Genomic DNA, 19,505 nt, shown 5'->3' with positions numbered 1-19,505 from the left:
TTTGTGTTTATTTTGGCTTATAGTATTTGGTGTTGGTGGCTTCCAAAAGGAAGTCACCAACACCTTTTCGTTTGTAGGCTTTATGCCGAATCATTTTGGTACAGAGAAATAGTGAGCATATAGGTAGTGAATGGTACTCGTTGTTTTTTATGATGTACTAGGAAAATGTGGTTCTTTGTTAAATGATGGGTTTTACAGTAAATAGTGTTGGTAAATAGAAATTATCCGTATGATTTTGTTTTTCGTTAAAAATAAAAGCAGAGTGTATCGTGAATATGGTGCAACACCACGAATTTGTGGTGCTGCACCATAGTGGTTTTTTGTAGGTTTATTTGTATAAAAATAGCTTGGTCATAAGTGTTTAAAAGCTTGAATATGAATATTTCTACAACGATTGGGTTAAAATGTGGTATACTGTATATGATATTTTTCAAGGAGTGGCGAGTGTGGATATAAATAATTTATTATCTTTAAGTAATTTATCTTATGTCATTGATGTTGTTATTGTGACGTATTTGATTTATTTGTTAATTACATTTTCTAAAAACACACGAACAATCAATGTTTTAAAAGGTGTGTTAGTCATTGTTTTAATTAAGTTTGTAAGTAATTTATTACATCTTTTGATGATGAGTTGGATTATTGATCAAGTCATTACATGGGGTGTGATTACAGTTGTGATTATTTTCCAACCGGAAATCAGACGAGCATTAGAACAACTGGGGCAAAACAATTTTTTCAAAAAGAAAAAACAAGATGCACAGTCAGAAACGCTGTATGTGATTGATGCACTAGAAGAAGCAACACAATATTTAGCTAAGCGGAGCATTGGTGCGTTAATTAGTATTGAGAAACAAAGTTCATTACATCCGTATATTCAATCTGGTGTCAGCGTAGATGCACATATTTCTAGTCAACTGTTAATCAATCTATTTATTCCAAATACACCACTACACGACGGAGCAGTTATTATTAAAGAAAATCGAATTGTTGCGGCAAGTTGTGTGCTACCACTATCTGAAAATCCAAATATTCCACAAGAATTAGGGACAAGGCATCGTGCAGCTATTGGCTTAAGTGAAGTGAGTGATGCTCTAACACTTATTGTTTCTGAAGAAACGGGACATATTAGTGTTACACATCATCAAGATATTCATCGGAACTTGACAAAAGAAGAATTACGACGTATTTTAGAAAGTCATTTGAATCATGAACAAATTGGCATAGCTAGTGCAAAAGGGCACTTCCTTAAAAAAATAATGGAATTTTTAAAAGGGGGAGAACACTAGTATGGAAAAATGGTTGAAAAATAAATATATTGTGGTATTCGTTTCTTTTTTACTATCTGTTCTTTTAGCTAGCTTTATTTATTCAAGACATGATGCTTTAACGACAAATATTGATAGTTCAGCGAGTGTCACAACACAAAAAATTATTACAAATGTACCAATTCGTATTAAAGATTCTTCAAATAGTAAATATATCTCTGGATTACCGGAACATGTTGTCGTTTCTTTAGAAGGTCCACGAAATATTCTTTCTCAATTAAGTAATCAAACGATTAATGTTGAAACGGAAGATTTAGCCACTGTGGAAAACGGGAGTACAACTATTCGGTATAAATTAACAGATTTACCGAATGGTGTTATTGGGACTATTCAACCCTATGAATCAAATATTATTGTGAGTAAACGTATGACAAAAACATTTCCGGTAACGCCTTTGGTCGATAAAAGTATTGTGTCGGATGGCTATGTGATGGGAGCTGTTGAAGTATCGCCGTCTACTGTATTCATTACAGGAAGTGAAGATACGATTTTGAAAATAGATACGGTGACAGCAACGATTACAGTATCATCTACAAAAACAGAGACATTTACACAAGATAATGTGTCTGTTGTTGTTAAAGATAAAAATGGCAATATTTTAGATGTAAAAGTTGATAAAAATGTGTCAATTACTGTACCAATTTATAAAAAAGGACAAACAGTACCAGTTGATATCACACTGGCAGGACAAAGAGAAGGCTATACGTATACCGTTGAAAGTCAAAATGTGTCTGAGTTGACGTTATTAGGAACAGCCGATAAATTAAAAGACATTACGAGAATTTCTGCGACTATAAATGTTAGTGACTTAACAGAAACAAAAACATTAGAAGCAACAGTATTAGTGCCTATTGGTGTAACAATTAGTAATCCTCAGCCGATTACAGCAACGATAAAAGTAGAAAAACAATAGTCTATACAAAATGAAACATAAGGAGAAGAAAATGGGTAAATATTTTGGGACAGATGGTGTTAGAGGTTTAGCAAACAGTGAGTTGACACCTGAATTAGCCTTTAAATTAGGAAGATGTGGAGGATATGTTTTATTACAGCATGCTTCACAAGAAACACACCCACGTGTATTAGTAGGAAGAGATCCTCGTATTTCAGGGCAAATGTTAGAACAAGCACTGATTTCTGGTTTATTATCAGTAGGTATTGAAGTATTGCAATTAGGTGTCATTTCAACACCTGCTGTAGCATATTTAACACGTGTGCAAAACGTTGCTGCAGGTGTGATGATTTCTGCTTCTCATAATCCAGCAGAAGATAATGGTATTAAGTTTTTTGGTTCAGACGGTTTTAAATTATCAGATGAACAAGAACTTGAAATTGAAGCGTTACTAGATAAGCAAGAAGACACATTGCCTAGACCAAGTGCAGACGGATTAGGTACCGTAGAGCAATATCTAGAAGGTAGTATGAAGTATACACAATTTGTTGCGTCAACTATTGAAGGAGATTTATCTGGTTTACGTGTTTGTTTGGATGCTGCAAATGGAGCAACAACACCTTTAGTAGCTAATTTATTTGCTGATTTAGAAACAGAATTCTTTGTCATGGGAAATAAACCAAATGGTATTAATATAAATAATCATGTTGGTTCTACACATCCACAAGCTTTACAACAATTCGTCTTGGATAATCAAGCAGATGTTGGGTTAGCATTTGACGGAGATGGTGACCGTTTGATTGCCGTAGATGAGTTGGGACAAATTGTTGATGGAGATAAAATTATGTTTATTTGTGGTAAGTTTTTATATGAAAGAGGCTTATTAAAACAAAATACCGTTGTATCAACAGTCATGAGTAATTTAGGTTTCCATAAAGCTATTGAAGAAGCTGGTATGAACACAGTAAAAACAGCCGTTGGCGATAGATATGTCGTTGAAGCAATGCGTGCCAACGACTATAATTTAGGTGGCGAACAATCTGGGCATATTGTCTTCTTAGATTTAAATACGACTGGAGATGGTATTTTAACGGGTGTCCAATTATTAAATGTCATGAAACAAACTGGTAAAACTTTATCTGAATTAGCATCGGAAGTTGCAACATATCCACAATTATTAGTCAATATTCGTGTATCAAATAAACATGAAGCGATGTCTGTACCAGCCATTAAAGAAATTGTAGAACAAGTTGAGTCAGAAATGAATGGAGAGGGACGCATTTTAGTACGTCCGTCGGGGACTGAACCTTTATTACGTATTATGGCAGAGGCACCAACGCAGGAGCTTTGTGATGACTATGTGCACCGTATTGCAGAAGTGGTAGAAAGAGAGATTGGATTGTCAAATGAGTAGACGACATGCAAGAAAAAGTAAATTACCAATAATGATGTCTATCAGTGTTTTAGTAATCTTAAGTGGCGTTATAGCAATATGGTTTTTATGGCAAAAACCAAGTGTTAAAATGGAGCAATCAAGCCAAAGTATGTCTGAAACGACAAAAGCATCTAGTACAAATGTATCGAATACGACAACAACAGTTGCCCAAGAACAAGGTGTAACAATTGTGAATGGCATTTTAGTCGTGAATAAAAAGCACCCATTACCTAGCACGTATAATAAAGGTGAAGATCCACAAGCAAAAGCAGCATTAGAACGTTTAAAAGCGGATATGAAAGCTCAAGGATTTTCTATTTCTGACCAATATAGTGGTTTTAGAAGTTATGAATATCAACAAGAAGTATATGGTAATTATGTAAAACGTGATGGTGTAGAAATGGCAGACACCTATTCTGCACGTCCGGGATATAGTGAACATCAATCAGGGTTGGCATTCGATATTTTAAATGGTAGCGGACAATTACTAGGTGACTCTCCAGATGATACACAAGCGGTTGAGTGGTTAGCAACCCATGCACATGAATATGGTTTCATTATTCGATTTCAAAAAGGAAAAGAAGCATTCACAGGGTACCAAGCTGAACCTTGGCATATTCGTTACGTGGGAGAGCAAGCTGGTGAAATTTACGAATCAGGTAAGTCTTTAGAAGAATACTTGAATGTGTCAGGTGGGAATTACGAATAATCAATAAAAAGTCTTGTTCTATATAGACGATGTCGCCTATAATAGATACAAGGCTTTTTGTAAATAAAGATATAATATCAAGTGAATGATGTAAGGAATGAAGCATGATGAAAAAAATAGGTATTCTCCCAAAATTGATTGTACTCATGGTTTCTGTTGTGGCAGTTTCTTTATTTATGACCTCCTTGTTTATGCGTGAATACATTTATACACGCGAAAATGATGTCATTGCCGAAGAAATCAAATCAACAGCAAAATTAGTTTCAAAAAATGATAAAATAAAAGATATTATTAAATCAAGAAAACAAGATATATTTGTTCAAGAATATGCTTTAGATGTGATGAAATTAACTCAAGTTGATTTTATTGTTGTCATGGATATTGATTTCATTCGTTATTCGCATCCGACCTCTGATTTAGTTGGAGGTGTTTTTTCAAATGTTGAAGATGCTAGTGCAACATTAACACTTGGTGATCATTATAGCGAACAAAAAGGAACGCTGGGAGAAGGTATTCGATTTTTTACGTCTATTTATGATGACGACGGTACAATTATTGGTGTTGTTTGTGTAGGCTATACTAAGAAAACTGTGTCCGCTCAAATTTGGAAAGCACAACTTCAATTATTAACAGCACTTTGTATAGGATTATTTGTTGCGGTGATTTTGGCAGTACTCTTTGCAAAATGGTTAAAAAAAGTGTTGTTAAATTTAGAACCCGAAGAAATTGCTCAATCGGTTATTGAAAAAGAACTTATTTCAGAGCATGTTACCGAAGGGATTATAGGAATAGGGCTGGATAAACGTATTATTTTTGCCAATAGTAGTGCCAATGCATTATTAAAAAAAGCCAATATAAAAGTGTCTTTAGAAGTAGGAAAAACATTACCAGAAGATTTATACGACTTATTTTTTAAAAATGCTTTAGAAAAAGAGCTAGTTAAACACGATATGCAAATGATTGTGAATGATACAGAATTTTTAATGAATAGCAATCCTATTTATTTACATAGAAAATTATATGGAGCTGTTGTCACATTAAGGGACCAATCTGATATGCAACAACTCATTACAGAATTAAGTGGAACAGAAAAATATAATGATAGCCTAAGAGCTCAAAATCATCATTTTATGAATCAAATGCATGTTTTGCAAGGCTTGATTGATTTAGGATTATTTGATGAAGTTGAAAGCTACATTAGCTATTTAAAACAAGATTATCATGCACAAATAGGGCATATATCAGACACAATAAAAGTACCTGCTATTACTGGTTTATTGCTTGGTAAATCAAGAGAAGCAAGTCAACAACATATTACGTTTACGATTGACTCTGATTCAGCGATTGAGCAAAAAGCAGGAAGAGATACTTTATATCATGATTTAACAATTATTTTAGGTGTTCTTATTGATAATGCTATGGAAGCTGTACAATCAACCCCAACAAAAACGATTGAAGTTTATTTGATGGCTAATGATGACGAGCGTGTTGTATTATGTACCGTCACAGATACTGGAGTAGGTATTCCGGAGACATTAAAACAGATTATTTTTGAAAGGGGTTATTCAACAAAAGGGGCAAATAGAGGATATGGGTTAGAAGCTGTCGCAACAATTGTTCAAAAATATGGTGGAACGATTGATGTGATTAGTCAAGTAGATAAAGGAACACGAATAAATATTGAGTTACCAATAACGGAGGAATAAGCATGCGTATATTGATTATTGAAGATGACCCAATGGTAGCGATGATTCATCAAGAATATGTGAAACGATTAGATGAAAAATATGATGTCAAACATGTGAAAACATTAAAAGAAGCGAAACGGGAATTAGAAAACTATCTATTCGATATTGTTTTATTAGATAATTATTTACCAGATGGACAAGGGGTGTCTTTTTTAGAACATTGTAAAGGGTTAGCAGTCATCATGATTACAGCAGCTAATGATAGTATGACTGTAAAAACAGCACTTTCTAGTGGCATTGTCGATTATTTAGTAAAGCCCTTTGTGTTTGAACGGTTTTCACAAGCGATTGAAAAGGCAAAAGTGTACTGTGGTTTGTTATCTAAGGAAAAAATTAGTCAAGACAATATTGATAAATACTTTAATTTTGAAAAAGAAACAATAACATTAGATTCTCTTCCAAAAGGATTAGCAAAAATTACATTAGCAAAAGTCATTGCTCAAATTCTGACACATCAAAGTGGATTTACGACACAAGAAATTGCAGATGAATTGGATATTTCTAGAATTACCATAAAAAAATATTTGAACTATTTAGTAGACGTAGAGGCTTTATTAGAAGATGTTAATTATTTAACCTTAGGCAGACCGGTATCTATTTACACAATAAAAAACATGGATATATTAGAAAATCTATAAATTGTGTTAGGTGTCCCGCTGTTAGCAAAAACATTGATATAATGTTGTTTATAAGCTGTTGTAAATGGTTGTTTTTTAATAAATCACATTTTCATTTACATAACTTACATAAGTTTAAATACTTTTTTATAATTGAATATTCTTTCACAAATGGGTATAGTAGTTCTTGTCAGTATTATGTGAAAAAACGTACATACTAGATATATTATGATAAAGGAGTTTATTATGGAAAACGGAAATATTATTGATATATTCGTCAAAACATTAGCGACAGAAAAAATCAATACAGCTATCATTTCAAGTATTGCAATTATTTTATTAGGTTACTACTGTCGTAAAAGAAATCTTTTCTCTGAAAATACAGGTAAAGTGTTAACAAATGTTGTACTAACAGTATCATTACCAGCATTAGCTTTTAACTCATTTTTAGCAGATATTGATCAAAAGAAATTAACACAAGGTATCAACATTTTGATTTGGGGTATTTTAGTTTATATTCTATTGATTGTTGTATCAAAACCATTATTTGCGAAATTTAAAGGTGATCAACAAGATACAATGCGTGTGTTATCAATTTTTGGTTCAACAACATTCTTTGGTATCCCTATTGTTACAGCGATTTATGGTCCAACTGGAACATTATATGCATCAATTTTTAACATTGGTTATCGTATTTTCTTGTATTCTTATGGATACATTAAAATGAGTGGCTTGAAAATGACAAGCAAAAACATTAAAACAATGTTCTTAAATCCAATCGTTATTGCGACATTCTTAGGTTTATTCATTTGGTTATTCCAAGCGTATTTACCACAAGTAGCAGTGGCTGTGAAAGATGCAAAAACAGGCGAAATGGTTATGAAAAACTACGCATTCTTACGTTTTGACCACACATTGCCACAATTTAAACAAATTTTAACATATTTAGCAGGTTTATGTTCTCCACTAGCATGGTTGGCTATCGGTTCAACTTTAGGTTCAGTAGACTTCAAAGAAGCTTTAGCAGACAAACCAACATGGTACTACACTCTTGTTAAATTGATGATTATTCCTGCACTTAACGTTGCTATTTTAGCTGTATTAACAATGACAGGTATTCTACCAGTTGACTTGACAGCTTTAGGTACAGTTGTTGTCATGATGGCAACACCACCAGCAACAGTAGCAGCAGCTTATGCAATTAGCTTTGATAAAGATGCGGTATTAGCTTCAAACGCTTCTTTATTAGCAACATTAGGAGCTGTTGTATTAACACCAATCTGGATTGTTATTGTACAACTTATTGGTTCAACAGGTTTATTTAAATAAAGTATGTGAAAAAAGTATTTTGAAGCTCTTGCTTTTGAAATACTTTTTTTTCAATCACAAAATGATATAATAGACAATGCGAGGGATTAAAAAATTCGCATTATTAACGATTTGAAATTAAAGGAGAATAATTATGGCATTTAAAGTAGTATGTTATGGCGTACGTCCAAACGAAGTACCTTATTTTGAAAAATTAAATAAATACAACTATGATTTAGTATTAGTTGAAGACTTATTAACAGCAAACAATGCAGAAGAGGCAAAAGGTATGGATGCTGTGATTTTACGTGGAAACTGTTTAGGTAACCGTGCAAACTTAGAAAAATTTGCAAGTTATGGTATTAAATACGTATTTACACGTACTGTTGGATTTAACCATATTGATTTGCAAGCAGCTGCAGATTTAGGATTAAAAGTTGCACGTGTACCAGGTTATTCACCAAATGCTATTGCAGAATTAGCTTTAACATTAGCTATGTCATTATTGCGTCATGTGTCACATACTGTTAATAAAACATCAAACTATGATTTCCGTGTGGATAGTACAATGTTCAGTAAAGAAATCCGTAACTGTAAAGTGGGTATTATCGGAACAGGTAAAATTGGTTTAACAGAAGCATCATTATTTAAAGGCTTGGGTGCAGACGTTTATGGATACGATGTATTCCAAAGTGATGCTGCAAAACAAGTGGTTAAATTTGTTGAATTAGATGAATTATTAAACCAATGTGATATTGTAAGTATTCATGTGCCATATTTCCCAGGACAAAACGACAATATGGTAAATGCAGAATTTATTTCAAAAATGAAAGACGGTGCTATTTTAATCAATACAGCCCGTGGCGAATTACAAGACAACAAAGCGATTTTAGAAGCTTTGAAATCTGGTAAATTAGACGGATTTGGAACGGACGTATTCGCCGATGAAGCACGATTCTTCTTCAAATCATTTGAAAACGGAAGCGATATTCCAGATGAAACAGTTCGTGAGTTAGTTGATATGTATCCACGTGTGTTAGTAACACCACACGTTGGTTCAAACACAGACGAAGCATTATCAAATATGATTGAAATCAGTTTTGATAACTTAAATGATGTGTTAACAAAAGGTGAAACAGTAAACGCTGTTCAATTACCTGAAGCAAAATAATCAAAAAAGCAAAAACAGAAAAACCATTCTTACAAATGCAAGAATGGTTTTTCTATTTTTATCTATTTTTAGGAGCTCTTTTTAATGAGCGCTAATTGTTTTATCCAAAGAAATTTCAATAAAATAAGAGCAAGTTAACACTTCAAGACGCTTGTCATCTTTTGTCGTTTTGAATAATTTATTTAAAACAAAATCAATTTCAGATTCTTTAATTTTTCGTTGTTTATTGATAATCACAAGATTATTGTGTTTTTTTGCTTCTGTATAAATAACAGTTGTTTGACCAAGTGAATAAATTTCAACCAATTGTGCATCGGTATGTGCTAATTGTTCATTGACAAGTTGAGGATGACTATTGGTAATGTTAACAAGCCTCATAAAAAACACCTCTTTTATTTTATATAATTCTATTATATACTAAAATGTGAAAATATAAAGGTTTTTTGTGAAATCGGGTGGAAAAATGTATGATTTTTTTGAAAATTTAAGGCATCAAACAATTTTATCCTTTGTTCCTTTTCAACAAGAACATCTTTTATATGCTGTTACAGCTAAAGAACAAGAAAAAGTGATTGGGACAGGGGTTATAGGACGTAATCCCTATCATCCTTATTGTGATGAGATATTTATCTTTGTTGAAAATGCACATAGAAGAAAAGGTGTTGGTACATCATTATTGAAGCGTTTGGAAAAGTATTCTTCACAAACATTAAAATGTTCGGTGTATTCTGATGAAGATGTTGCTGTTTCGTTTTTACAAAAAAATGGATTTAAACGCAGACGGCAATGTTTTGAATATGACACATCGCTAGCCTTGTTATGTTTAAGTCCAAAGGTTGATATTGTATCATGTGGTTCTGCCATTCCTGCTATTTTATTAGAACAACTTTACATAGATTATAGTAAAAATCATGAGCAAGTAAGTCCTATGAGCAATCTAATAACGAAACAAGACTGGTACGATGTATTTCTTAAAGATGTAACGACCCACTACTGTTATTATACTCTTGACACATCAGCCTATGTGATTGCTGAACAGGTAGATGAAAAAACCATTGCCATTTGTTATATAGGCGGAACATTAAGCAAACCAGATATGCTTGATTTTATTGAAACTGTCTTATACACATACCAACAAACATTCGATGTACTATTTGTTGAAATAGATAGTACTGATATGCGTGCTTTATTATTGCAACAATTTGTCGGATATTCCACGCAACCGAGCTATGATGCATATTTAAAAAATACTAAAAATAAAGTATAATAGAAAAGATTTGAGTGAATAGAAGAAATAGGAGAAGAAAATGAGTTTAACGAGTGAAATACAAAAACGTCGCACATTTGCCATTATATCGCATCCAGATGCAGGGAAAACGACGATTACTGAACAATTACTACTATACGGTGGAGCGATTCGTCAAGCCGGAACAGTTAAAGGAAAGAAAACAGGAAAATTTGCTAAGTCTGACTGGATGGAGATTGAAAAGCAACGTGGTATTTCTGTGACAAGTTCTGTCATGCAAGTGGATTATGACGGAAAACGCGTTAATATTGTCGATACACCAGGGCATGAAGATTTTTCGGAAGATACGTACCGTACGTTAATGGCTGTGGACAGCGCCGTTATGGTTATTGATTCGGCTAAAGGGATTGAACCACAAACAAAAAAACTATTTAAAGTTTGCCGTATGAGAGGTATTCCGATTTTTACATTTATCAATAAATTAGACCGTGACGGGCGTGAACCATTAGAATTAGTTGCTGAATTAGAAGATGTCTTAGACATACACGCCTATCCAATGAACTGGCCAATGGGAATGGGGAAAAACTTTTTAGGATTGTATGACCGCTACAATAAACGTGTCGAGCTTACTCATCCAGAAGAAAATGGAGGCAATGATTATTTACCACTGAATGATAGTGGTGAAGTTGACGGTGACTATGCATTCAAAACATCATCTATTTATGATCAAACATTAGAGGATATTTTATTATTAGATGAAGCAGGAAATGCCTTTTCTAAGGAAGCTATCGAACAAGGTGAATTAACACCTGTATTTTTTGGATCAGCCTTAACAGGTTTTGGCGTTCAAACATTCTTAGATGCATATGTTGACTTTGCACCAGAACCTCAACCAACAAAAACGGAGACAGGAGATGCTGTTGAGCCAAATACACCTGAATTTACAGGATTTATTTTTAAAATCCAAGCGAATATGAATCCTGCTCACCGCGATAGAATAGCATTCGTACGTATTTGTTCAGGGGAATTTACACCAGGAATGGATGTTGTGGTGAATCGTACCAATAAAAAAATGAAACTATCGCATACAACACAATTTATGGCAGACTCTAGAGAAACAGTCCAAACAGCTGTTGCAGGTGATATTATTGGTCTATACGATACAGGAAATTTCCAAATTGGAGATACCATTTATACAGGTAAAAAGGCAGTGCAATTTGAAGCCTTACCACAATTTACACCAGAGATTTTTATGAAAGTAACAGCTAAAAATGTTATGAAACAGAAATCATTCCATAAAGGCGTTGAACAACTCGTTCAAGAGGGGGCTATTCAATTATACAAAACTTATCATACAGAAGATTATATTTTAGGAGCAGTTGGGCAATTACAATTTGAAGTGTTCCAATATCGCTTATTAAACGAATATAATTCCGAAGTAGTCATGACACCAATGGGAAATAAAATTGCAAGATGGATTAAAGAGGAAGACTTAGATCCAAATATGTCATCGAGTCGGAATTTACTAGCAAGGGATAGATTTGGAAATCCAGTATTTTTATTTGAAAATAGTTTTGCAGAACGTTGGTTTATAGATAAATATCCAGATATTGAATTGATGACATTATTATAATAACAAGAAAGTACACATTGATTTGTGTACTTTTTTGTCATTTTTAGCAATAAAAAGAGAAATTCCGTATTATTTTTTTTTGAAAAGTGCTTTTTTTATTGAAAAACTATTTTCATTCGGGGGGGGTATGGTATAATTCGGTTAATGTTTATTTTACGAATAAAAGGTAAGTGAAAATAAAGATTCTATATAGTAAGAAAGGATACGACAAGTCGTTTATGAAAAAAAAGAAAATTTATGATGGAGAATTTGTTGAAACAGACCGTGTCACGCGTTTTGCATTGCATAAATCAGGCAAAAATTGGATTCGAATTGCTCTATCAAAAATAGGGTTGTTTAGGCTGTTTCGTGGTGCCAAAGCAGAAGTACTAATGGATACTACGTCCTTAGAAATTGATGAATTAGACACACAAAAAACAAATGCCAATTTATTAAAAGGGCTAACTACAGCTGGTGCTTTACTTGGTGGAACTGCCATTGTGACATCAACACAAGCATATGCCCAAGATGATACAACTTATATCGAAAAAGTAGCTGAAACAGAAAATGTTATTGCGAATAAAGAGAAAGTTGTATTAACAACAGAAAAGAATACGGAAGATAGTGCATCTTCTGAAAAAGATGCATCATTGTCTGATTCTGAAAGTGTATCATTATCTCAAAGTACCTCAGAATCACTAAGTACATCTGATTCTGAAGTGATAGCTCACTCAGAAGTACTCTTAAATGAGAAAGATACAACATTAACGGAAACTGTCAATAATGAATTAGTAGACATTCGTCCTGCCATGTTTCGTTCTGCACTTCAAGGGCAACCAATCCCTGCTGGAACATCATTTAGAACAGGTGAAACTGTCGATAGTAAAAGCTTATCATTAAGCACAAGCGAAAGCTTGTCAACAAGTCAGTCATTAAGCACAAGCGAAAGCTTGTCAACAAGTCAGTCATTAAGCACAAGTGAAAGCTTGTCAACAAGTCAATCACTAAGCACAAGCGAAAGCTTGTCAACAAGCCAATCCTTAAGTACAAGTGAAAGCTTATCGACAAGTCAGTCATTAAGCACAAGTGAAAGCTTATCGACAAGTCAATCCTTAAGTACAAGTGAAAGCTTGTCAACAAGCCAATCATTGAGCACAAGCGAAAGCTTGTCAACAAGTCAATCACTAAGTACAAGCGAAAGCTTGTCAACAAGCCAATCCTTAAGTACAAGTGAAAGCTTATCGACAAGTCAATCCTTAAGTACAAGCGAAAGCTTGTCAACAAGTCAATCACTAAGCACAAGTGAAAGCTTATCGACAAGCCAATCCTTAAGTACAAGTGAAAGCTTATCGACAAGTCAGTCATTAAGCACAAGTGAAAGCTTATCGACAAGTCAATCCTTAAGTACAAGTGAAAGCTTGTCAACAAGTCAATCACTAAGTACAAGCGAAAGCTTGTCAACAAGCCAATCCTTAAGTACAAGTGAAAGCTTATCGACAAGTCAATCCTTAAGTACAAGCGAAAGCTTGTCAACAAGTCAATCACTAAGCACAAGTGAAAGCTTATCGACAAGCCAATCCTTAAGTACAAGTGAAAGCTTATCGACAAGTCAATCACTAAGCACAAGTGAAAGCTTGTCAACAAGCCAATCCTTAAGTACAAGTGAAAGCTTGTCAACAAGTCAGTCACTAAGTACAAGTGAAAGCTTATCAACAAGTCAGTCATTAAGCACAAGTGAAAGCTTATCGACAAGCCAATCCTTAAGTACAAGTGAAAGCTTGTCAACAAGTCAGTCACTAAGCACAAGTGAAAGCTTGTCAACAAGCCAATCCTTAAGTACAAGTGAAAGCTTATCGACAAGTCAATCCTTAAGTACAAGTGAAAGCTTGTCAACAAGCCAATCATTAAGTACAAGTGAAAGCTTATCGACAAGTCAATCCTTAAGTACAAGCGAAAGCTTGTCAACAAGTCAATCACTAAGCACAAGTGAAAGCTTGTCAACAAGCCAATCCTTAAGTACAAGTGAAAGCTTATCAACAAGTGAGTCACTAAGCACAAGTGAAAGCTTATCAACGAGTGAGTCACTAAGCACAAGTGAAAGCTTGTCAACAAGCCAATCCTTAAGTACAAGTGAAAGCTTATCGACAAGTCAATCCTTAAGTACAAGTGAAAGCTTGTCAACAAGCCAATCCTTAAGTACAAGTGAAAGCTTATCGACAAGTCAATCCTTAAGTACAAGCGAAAGCTTGTCAACAAGTCAATCACTAAGCACAAGTGAAAGCTTGTCAACAAGCCAATCCTTAAGTACAAGTGAAAGCTTATCAACAAGTGAGTCACTAAGTACAAGTGAAAGCTTGTCAACAAGCCAATCCTTAAGTACAAGTGAAAGCTTATCGACAAGTCAATCCTTAAGTACAAGTGAAAGCTTGTCAACAAGCCAATCATTAAGTACAAGTGAAAGCTTATCGACAAGTCAATCCTTAAGTACAAGCGAAAGCTTGTCAACAAGTCAATCACTAAGCACAAGTGAAAGCTTGTCAACAAGCCAATCCTTAAGTACAAGTGAAAGCTTATCAACAAGTGAGTCACTAAGCACAAGTGAAAGCTTATCAACGAGTGAGTCACTAAGCACAAGTGAAAGCTTGTCAACAAGCCAATCCTTAAGTACAAGTGAAAGCTTATCGACAAGTCAATCCTTAAGTACAAGTGAAAGCTTGTCAACAAGCCAATCCTTAAGTACAAGTGAAAGCTTATCGACAAGTCAATCCTTAAGTACAAGCGAAAGCTTGTCAACAAGTCAATCACTAAGCACAAGTGAAAGCTTGTCAACAAGCCAATCATTAAGTACAAGTGAAAGCTTATCAACAAGTGAGTCACTAAGTACAAGTGAAAGCTTGTCAACAAGTGAGTCATTGAGCACAAGCGAAAGCCTATCAACAAGTCAGTCATTAAGTACAAGTGAAAGCTTGTCAACAAGTCAGTCACTAAGCACAAGTGAAAGTCTGTCAATGAGTGAAATATCAGGGGGTAATAACCATAACACAGATATTATTCCAGGTATTTCAGATAAACCTCTATTGATTTTAGTCGGATCAGAAACTCCAGAGAATGCAGATGGTGCTTCAAGTATGTTAGATAATAGTGGTACTACAACTATGTCAGAAATGGCTGATAAAGTACAACAAGTATTACCTCATACGGGACAAAAAGATCAAAGTGCTGGATTATTAGGTGTAGGTATGTTACTTGGTGGTGCAGGTTTAATCGCTGCTAAAAAGAAAAGAGAAGCAGAGGAACCTTTAGATTAAAAATGTCATAAAAGAGAGTAGGTAGGCCTACTCTCTTTTTAAGTAAATATAAGACATTATCTGAAAAATGTGTTACAGTATTTTTATGATAATATACAGAAGATAATGAGAAGGAGATAAAATATGAGAGTTCATATAACAAGTTTGCACGGGCATGCCAGTATTAGTACTGCTCAAAATGCACAACAAATGATAGCATCGGTTGCAAGAGATATGGGGTTTAATGAATTATCTATTTATGCTTATCCTGTTTCTGTTGATTCAGAATCAGAATTAAGCAAACGATTGGATGGGATTGTGGCAGGTATTTCTCATCAAGATATCGTATTCGTCCAATTTCCAACTTGGAATGGTATGGAATTTGATAAAAAATTGATTTATAAATTAAAATTATATAATCGCTTAAAATTGATTATTTTTGTTCATGATGTCATTCCATTGATGTTTGACGGCAATTATTATTTAATGGATGAAACAATAGAATTATTCAATTTAGCCGATGCATTGATTTTACCAACTGCTAAAATGTACGAACGTTTAAAAGAAGCTGGATTAAAAAATGAACGTGTTATTTTCCAACAAATATGGGATTTTACACACCATTTAACATTGAATAAACCTAGTTTTAAGAAAATTGTTCATTTTGCAGGACAAGCACGTAAGTTTGAGTTTTGTAATAACTGGCATTTAGACTATGTTTTGCGGTTATATGGCTCTGATGCCGAATTAAAAGAGGGTGTTAATGTTCAATTTAGAGGATGGCATAATCGGGATCAACTATTATTAGCTTTATCTGAAGGTGGGTTTGGTTTAGTATGGTCTGAAAATAACTTTTGGAGTCAATATATGACAATGAATGTATCATATAAAATAAGCACATATTTATCTGCTGGGATCCCGATTATTGCTAGAAAAGGTATTTCTAATCAACAACTTATCGAAGAGAATGGATTGGGGATTATTGTGGATTCCCTAGAAGAATTAAATCATGTTCTTTCGGAAATGACGGAGCAACGTTATCAAGAATTAGTGACGAATGTTGAACAATTTAGCTATTTATTACAAAATGGCTATTTTACAAAAAAAATATTTGTTGATGCAATTCATGCTGTTCAAAAAAAATAACCGTGCATACGGTTATTTTTGGTTCTATAATCAATCTTATTAGCGGAAGTAGAGTCCCACCAATAAGATTTGACGAAGAGCCTATTTTTTTTGGTTTTTATATAGACTAGCAATACGTTTATTTGATTTGAATAATGCATCAATAATAAAAATAGCTAAAGCAATTAACGTCGCAATTTGAATGGTTTCTGATAAATATTGATTAAATTTTATAGCATTTCCACTGATGTAAAAATAAACACATCTAAAAATAGCTAGTCCAGGTACTATTGGTAAAAAACCTGGAATAAAAAACATTGTTACAGGTGTTTTGTAAACACGAGCCATGAGTTGACTGTATAGTGCAACGAGTAAACTGGCATAGAAGTTGGCTAGCATACCAGTTATTGGGAGTAATAAAAAATATGCAATCCAACAAATAAGTCCACCTATTCCTGCAGGGATAAGAAATTTTTTAGGAGCATTAATCATGATAGCTCCCGCATATACAGCAACAAAGGACGATATAATTGCAACAATTAACGACATCATGAAATTAAGTTCCCTCCTCCTGATAAAATAAGCCCTACGGCTACTCCTAACGCAATAGAAAGAGCAATGATGACAGCTTCTGCACATCTTGCAAAGCCAGATAAATAATCACCGTGGAATGTATCTCGAATGGCATTTGTAATAATTGTTCCTGGTACCATTGGCATGATACTACCTACCATGATGGCGTCTAATGACAAATGATGAGGAAATTGTTTCACGAAAATAGTCCCAATAATTGCGGCAATAATAGAGGCAATCACGTTTGAGAAAAAAGTTGTAGATTTTAAAAAACGCCCCACTCTAAAAATAAGAACAAGAAAAATTGCATTTAATAATGTTACAGTACTGTCATATATATTTCCACCTAACATAATAGTAAATCCAATGGCTAAAATCAATGTCGCAATATCTATTGATAACTGACTATATTCTTGTTCATCAAGTGTTGTTAATTGTTCATAAGCATCCTCGATTGATAATCTATTTGCGCATAAATTTCTAGAAATATCGTTTACTTTATGGATTTTCCTTAAATCAGTTGTTCTTGTTTTCACCCTATGTATCAATGAAATAGCCTTAATACTTGTATCATCTAATGTAATCATAATGCCAGTAGGTAGAACAAATGCTTCAGTATGTTCTAATAACGACAGTTTTAAAATATGTTCGACTGTTTCTTCAACACGATATGTTTCAGCATTGCTCTCTAACATGATTTTTCCAGCTAATAATGCTATATCTGCAATTTTTTTATAGTCCACGATGCAAGCCTCTCTAGTTTTTTTCTTTATTATAAAGTGGTTCACACATGTCGTCAATGAAGAACAAAGATAAAGATCAGTTAAATGAAGAGTATATATCATACAGAATAAGGATTATATACGCTTGTAGAGAAATTGAAAATAACGAGATGAACTGATTGTTTGTGGAATCAATCAGTTCATCTCGTTTAAATTATTTTGAGGGTAGTTCTATAATCTTTATTTCACTAATTTTATTAAGAAGTAATGCTTTTTACCACGACGAATAATAATAAATTTTTCTTCAAAAGAATATTCACCTGTAATAGTAAAGTCAATATCGGTTATTTTTTCACCATTCAAGGTAATCGCACCATTTTTAATATCTTCACGTGATTGACGACGACTAGGTTCGATACCAATATCAACTAACCACTCTGCAAAATTAGCATTAGGTGTAGTCGTTTCAAATGTAGGCATATTTTTAAAACCTTGTTCAATTTCTGAAGCATTTAATGTTTTAATATCTCCAGAAAATAGAGCTTGTGAAATTTTTAAGGCGTCTTTTAAAGCTTGCTCTCCATGAACGAAGAGTGTGACTTCTTCAGCCAAACGTTTTTGAGCTTCTCTTTTATGAGGTTCTGTTTCAACACAATGTTCCAATGTTTCAATTTCTTCTTTAGACAGGAAAGTGAAGTATTTTAAATATTTGATAACATCACGGTCATCTTGATTTAACCAAAATTGATAAAATTCATAAGGAGTTGTTTTTTCGGGATCTAACCATACAGCACCACCAGCTGTTTTTCCAAATTTAGTACCGTCAGATTTTAACATTAAAGGAATAGTTAATCCATATGCTTGAGCTTCATGACCTTTTTTCTTACGAATCAATTCAAGTCCTGCTGTAATATTTCCCCATTGATCTGCACCACCAATTTGTAGTTGGACATTCTCATGTTCAAATAGATGTAAAAAGTCCATAGATTGTAAAATTTGGTACGAAAATTCAGTAAATGAAATCCCAGTTTCTAAACGACTTGCCACAATATCTTTAGAAAGCATTGTATTCACATTAAAATGTTTACCGAAATCACGTAAAAAATCTAGTAATGATAAATCTTTTGTCCAATCATGATTATTAACGAACTTAACAGCTGATTTATCTTCATCAGATGTTACAAATAATTTTTTCATTTGAGCTGTTAATTTTTCAACATTTTTTTGTACAGTTTCCATAGACTGTAACTGACGTTCGCTCGTACGACCACTAGGATCACCAATAGAACCAGTTGCACCACCAATTAAAATAACGGGTTGATGTCCTGCTAATTGAAAGCGACGTAAAATCATAAATGGAATTAAGTGACCAATATGCATGCTATCACCTGTCGGATCGACACCGCAATAAACAGCAATTTTTTGTTTATTCGTAAGCTCTTCTAAACCTTTCTCATCTGTTTGTTGATTGATAGCACCTCTCCATGCTAAATCTTGAATAATTGACATATAAAAACCTCCTAAAACATAAATAAACGTCCCTAATCCAAAGGACTAGGGACGATTAATACCGTGTTACCACCCAAATTATTTGTTTATAAAACAAATCACTCGTACAATTATCGCTTGTTAAACGCTTGTTCACACAAGTAGCTCCAAAGTGTACTTCACTTATTGATTGTATTAGCTTTCACCCAACGCTAACTCTCTTCAAGACACGATCAATAAACTA

General features: G+C 33.8%; 16 protein-coding genes and 1 other annotated feature (1 of these 17 cut by a window edge). Of the genes, 12 read left to right on the top strand and 4 right to left on the bottom strand.

Features of this window, described 5'->3' with window-relative positions; all coding sequences use genetic code 11:
- The first annotated feature begins 404 nt into the window (after positions 1 to 404).
- From H1220_07650 to H1220_07615, 8 genes are all read left to right on the top strand, one after another.
- Positions 405 to 1,289: a TIGR00159 family protein gene (locus H1220_07650; GenBank protein ID QMI85556.1), complete on the top strand. Its 885-nt coding sequence runs from the start codon at positions 405 to 407 to the stop codon at positions 1,287 to 1,289.
- A gap of 1 nt (position 1,290) precedes the next feature.
- Positions 1,291 to 2,241: a hypothetical protein gene (locus tag H1220_07645; protein QMI85555.1), complete on the top strand. Its 951-nt coding sequence runs from the start codon at positions 1,291 to 1,293 to the stop codon at positions 2,239 to 2,241.
- A 31-nt stretch (positions 2,242 to 2,272) separates the two neighbouring features.
- The gene (locus H1220_07640) at positions 2,273 to 3,634 is read left to right on the top strand and encodes a phosphoglucosamine mutase (protein QMI85554.1); all 1,362 of its coding nucleotides are present in this window, start codon (positions 2,273 to 2,275) and stop codon (positions 3,632 to 3,634) included.
- Between the two features lie 31 nt (positions 3,635 to 3,665).
- Complete coding sequence (locus tag H1220_07635) at positions 3,666 to 4,364, top strand: M15 family metallopeptidase (GenBank protein ID QMI86689.1); 699 nt, start codon at positions 3,666 to 3,668, stop codon at positions 4,362 to 4,364.
- 104 nt (positions 4,365 to 4,468) lie between these two features.
- Positions 4,469 to 6,070, top strand: coding sequence for a GHKL domain-containing protein (locus H1220_07630; protein QMI85553.1), 1,602 nt, complete (start codon positions 4,469 to 4,471; stop codon positions 6,068 to 6,070).
- Positions 6,071 to 6,072: 2 nt separating this feature from the next.
- Positions 6,073 to 6,750 (top strand): response regulator, encoded by a 678-nt coding sequence (locus tag H1220_07625; GenBank protein QMI85552.1) that lies wholly within the window; start codon positions 6,073 to 6,075, stop codon positions 6,748 to 6,750.
- Positions 6,751 to 6,975: 225 nt separating this feature from the next.
- A complete protein-coding gene (locus tag H1220_07620; protein QMI85551.1) occupies positions 6,976 to 8,058 on the top strand; it encodes an AEC family transporter in 1,083 nt (360 codons plus the stop codon).
- A 133-nt stretch (positions 8,059 to 8,191) separates the two neighbouring features.
- Positions 8,192 to 9,208, top strand: a complete 1,017-nt coding sequence (locus H1220_07615) for a lactate dehydrogenase (GenBank protein ID QMI85550.1) — start codon at positions 8,192 to 8,194, stop codon at positions 9,206 to 9,208.
- Between the two features lie 81 nt (positions 9,209 to 9,289).
- Here H1220_07615 and H1220_07610 read toward each other — a convergent pair whose 3' ends face one another.
- Positions 9,290 to 9,586 carry a DUF1827 family protein gene (locus tag H1220_07610; protein QMI85549.1) on the bottom strand — a complete coding sequence of 99 codons (297 nt, stop codon included), beginning with the start codon at positions 9,584 to 9,586 and terminating at the stop codon, positions 9,290 to 9,292.
- 85 nt (positions 9,587 to 9,671) lie between these two features.
- On the opposite strand from H1220_07610, the gene H1220_07605 reads away from it, so the two are divergent.
- The 4 genes from H1220_07605 (at position 9,672) to H1220_07590 (ending at position 16,499) form a co-directional block, all read left to right on the top strand.
- On the top strand, positions 9,672 to 10,475 hold the full coding sequence (locus tag H1220_07605; GenBank protein QMI85548.1) for a GNAT family N-acetyltransferase: 804 nt from the start codon (positions 9,672 to 9,674) through the stop codon (positions 10,473 to 10,475).
- 40 nt (positions 10,476 to 10,515) lie between these two features.
- Positions 10,516 to 12,087, top strand: a complete 1,572-nt coding sequence (locus H1220_07600) for a peptide chain release factor 3 (protein ID QMI85547.1) — start codon at positions 10,516 to 10,518, stop codon at positions 12,085 to 12,087.
- A 218-nt stretch (positions 12,088 to 12,305) separates the two neighbouring features.
- Complete coding sequence (locus H1220_07595) at positions 12,306 to 15,374, top strand: accessory Sec-dependent serine-rich glycoprotein adhesin (GenBank protein ID QMI85546.1); 3,069 nt, start codon at positions 12,306 to 12,308, stop codon at positions 15,372 to 15,374.
- 123 nt (positions 15,375 to 15,497) lie between these two features.
- Positions 15,498 to 16,499, top strand: coding sequence for a sugar transferase (locus H1220_07590; protein ID QMI85545.1), 1,002 nt, complete (start codon positions 15,498 to 15,500; stop codon positions 16,497 to 16,499).
- Between the two features lie 81 nt (positions 16,500 to 16,580).
- On the opposite strand, the gene H1220_07585 is transcribed toward H1220_07590, so the two are convergent.
- From H1220_07585 to H1220_07575, 3 genes are all read right to left on the bottom strand, one after another.
- On the bottom strand, positions 16,581 to 17,030 hold the full coding sequence (locus H1220_07585) for a threonine/serine exporter family protein (protein ID QMI85544.1): 450 nt from the start codon (positions 17,028 to 17,030) through the stop codon (positions 16,581 to 16,583).
- Positions 17,027 to 17,794, bottom strand: coding sequence for a threonine/serine exporter family protein (locus H1220_07580; GenBank protein QMI85543.1), 768 nt, complete (start codon positions 17,792 to 17,794; stop codon positions 17,027 to 17,029). The genes H1220_07585 and H1220_07580 overlap by 4 nt, the downstream gene beginning before the upstream one ends.
- Before the next feature lie 219 nt (positions 17,795 to 18,013).
- Entirely contained in the window at positions 18,014 to 19,282 is a 1,269-nt protein-coding gene (locus H1220_07575; GenBank protein QMI85542.1) for a tyrosine--tRNA ligase, read from the bottom strand.
- 44 nt (positions 19,283 to 19,326) lie between these two features.
- Positions 19,327 to 19,505: a binding site (T-box leader), on the bottom strand (it continues 22 nt past the right edge of the window).

This window comes from Carnobacteriaceae bacterium zg-84 (genome assembly GCA_013874835.1).
In the GTDB taxonomy this organism is placed as follows: Bacteria; Bacillota; Bacilli; order Lactobacillales; family Aerococcaceae; genus WM01.
This window is presented reverse-complemented; position numbering and strand designations above follow the sequence as displayed.

What these genes read in the sequence shown, in the direction of transcription:
- H1220_07620 (QMI85551.1), top strand. Translation starts at nt 6,976, where the DNA reads ATGGAAAACGGAAATATTATTGATATATTCGTCAAAACATTAGCGACA.
- H1220_07650 (QMI85556.1), top strand. Translation starts at nt 405, where the DNA reads ATGTGGTATACTGTATATGATATTTTTCAAGGAGTGGCGAGTGTGGAT.
- H1220_07640 (QMI85554.1), top strand. Translation starts at nt 2,273, where the DNA reads ATGGGTAAATATTTTGGGACAGATGGTGTTAGAGGTTTAGCAAACAGT.
- H1220_07595 (QMI85546.1), top strand. Translation starts at nt 12,306, where the DNA reads ATGAAAAAAAAGAAAATTTATGATGGAGAATTTGTTGAAACAGACCGT.
- H1220_07590 (QMI85545.1), top strand. Translation starts at nt 15,498, where the DNA reads ATGAGAGTTCATATAACAAGTTTGCACGGGCATGCCAGTATTAGTACT.
- H1220_07600 (QMI85547.1), top strand. Translation starts at nt 10,516, where the DNA reads ATGAGTTTAACGAGTGAAATACAAAAACGTCGCACATTTGCCATTATA.
- H1220_07630 (QMI85553.1), top strand. Translation starts at nt 4,469, where the DNA reads ATGATGAAAAAAATAGGTATTCTCCCAAAATTGATTGTACTCATGGTT.
- H1220_07610 (QMI85549.1), bottom strand. Translation starts at nt 9,586, where the DNA reads ATGAGGCTTGTTAACATTACCAATAGTCATCCTCAACTTGTCAATGAA.
- H1220_07635 (QMI86689.1), top strand. Translation starts at nt 3,666, where the DNA reads ATGATGTCTATCAGTGTTTTAGTAATCTTAAGTGGCGTTATAGCAATA.
- H1220_07575 (QMI85542.1), bottom strand. Translation starts at nt 19,282, where the DNA reads ATGTCAATTATTCAAGATTTAGCATGGAGAGGTGCTATCAATCAACAA.
- H1220_07625 (QMI85552.1), top strand. Translation starts at nt 6,073, where the DNA reads ATGCGTATATTGATTATTGAAGATGACCCAATGGTAGCGATGATTCAT.
- H1220_07585 (QMI85544.1), bottom strand. Translation starts at nt 17,030, where the DNA reads ATGATGTCGTTAATTGTTGCAATTATATCGTCCTTTGTTGCTGTATAT.
- H1220_07615 (QMI85550.1), top strand. Translation starts at nt 8,192, where the DNA reads ATGGCATTTAAAGTAGTATGTTATGGCGTACGTCCAAACGAAGTACCT.
- H1220_07605 (QMI85548.1), top strand. Translation starts at nt 9,672, where the DNA reads ATGTATGATTTTTTTGAAAATTTAAGGCATCAAACAATTTTATCCTTT.
- H1220_07645 (QMI85555.1), top strand. Translation starts at nt 1,291, where the DNA reads ATGGAAAAATGGTTGAAAAATAAATATATTGTGGTATTCGTTTCTTTT.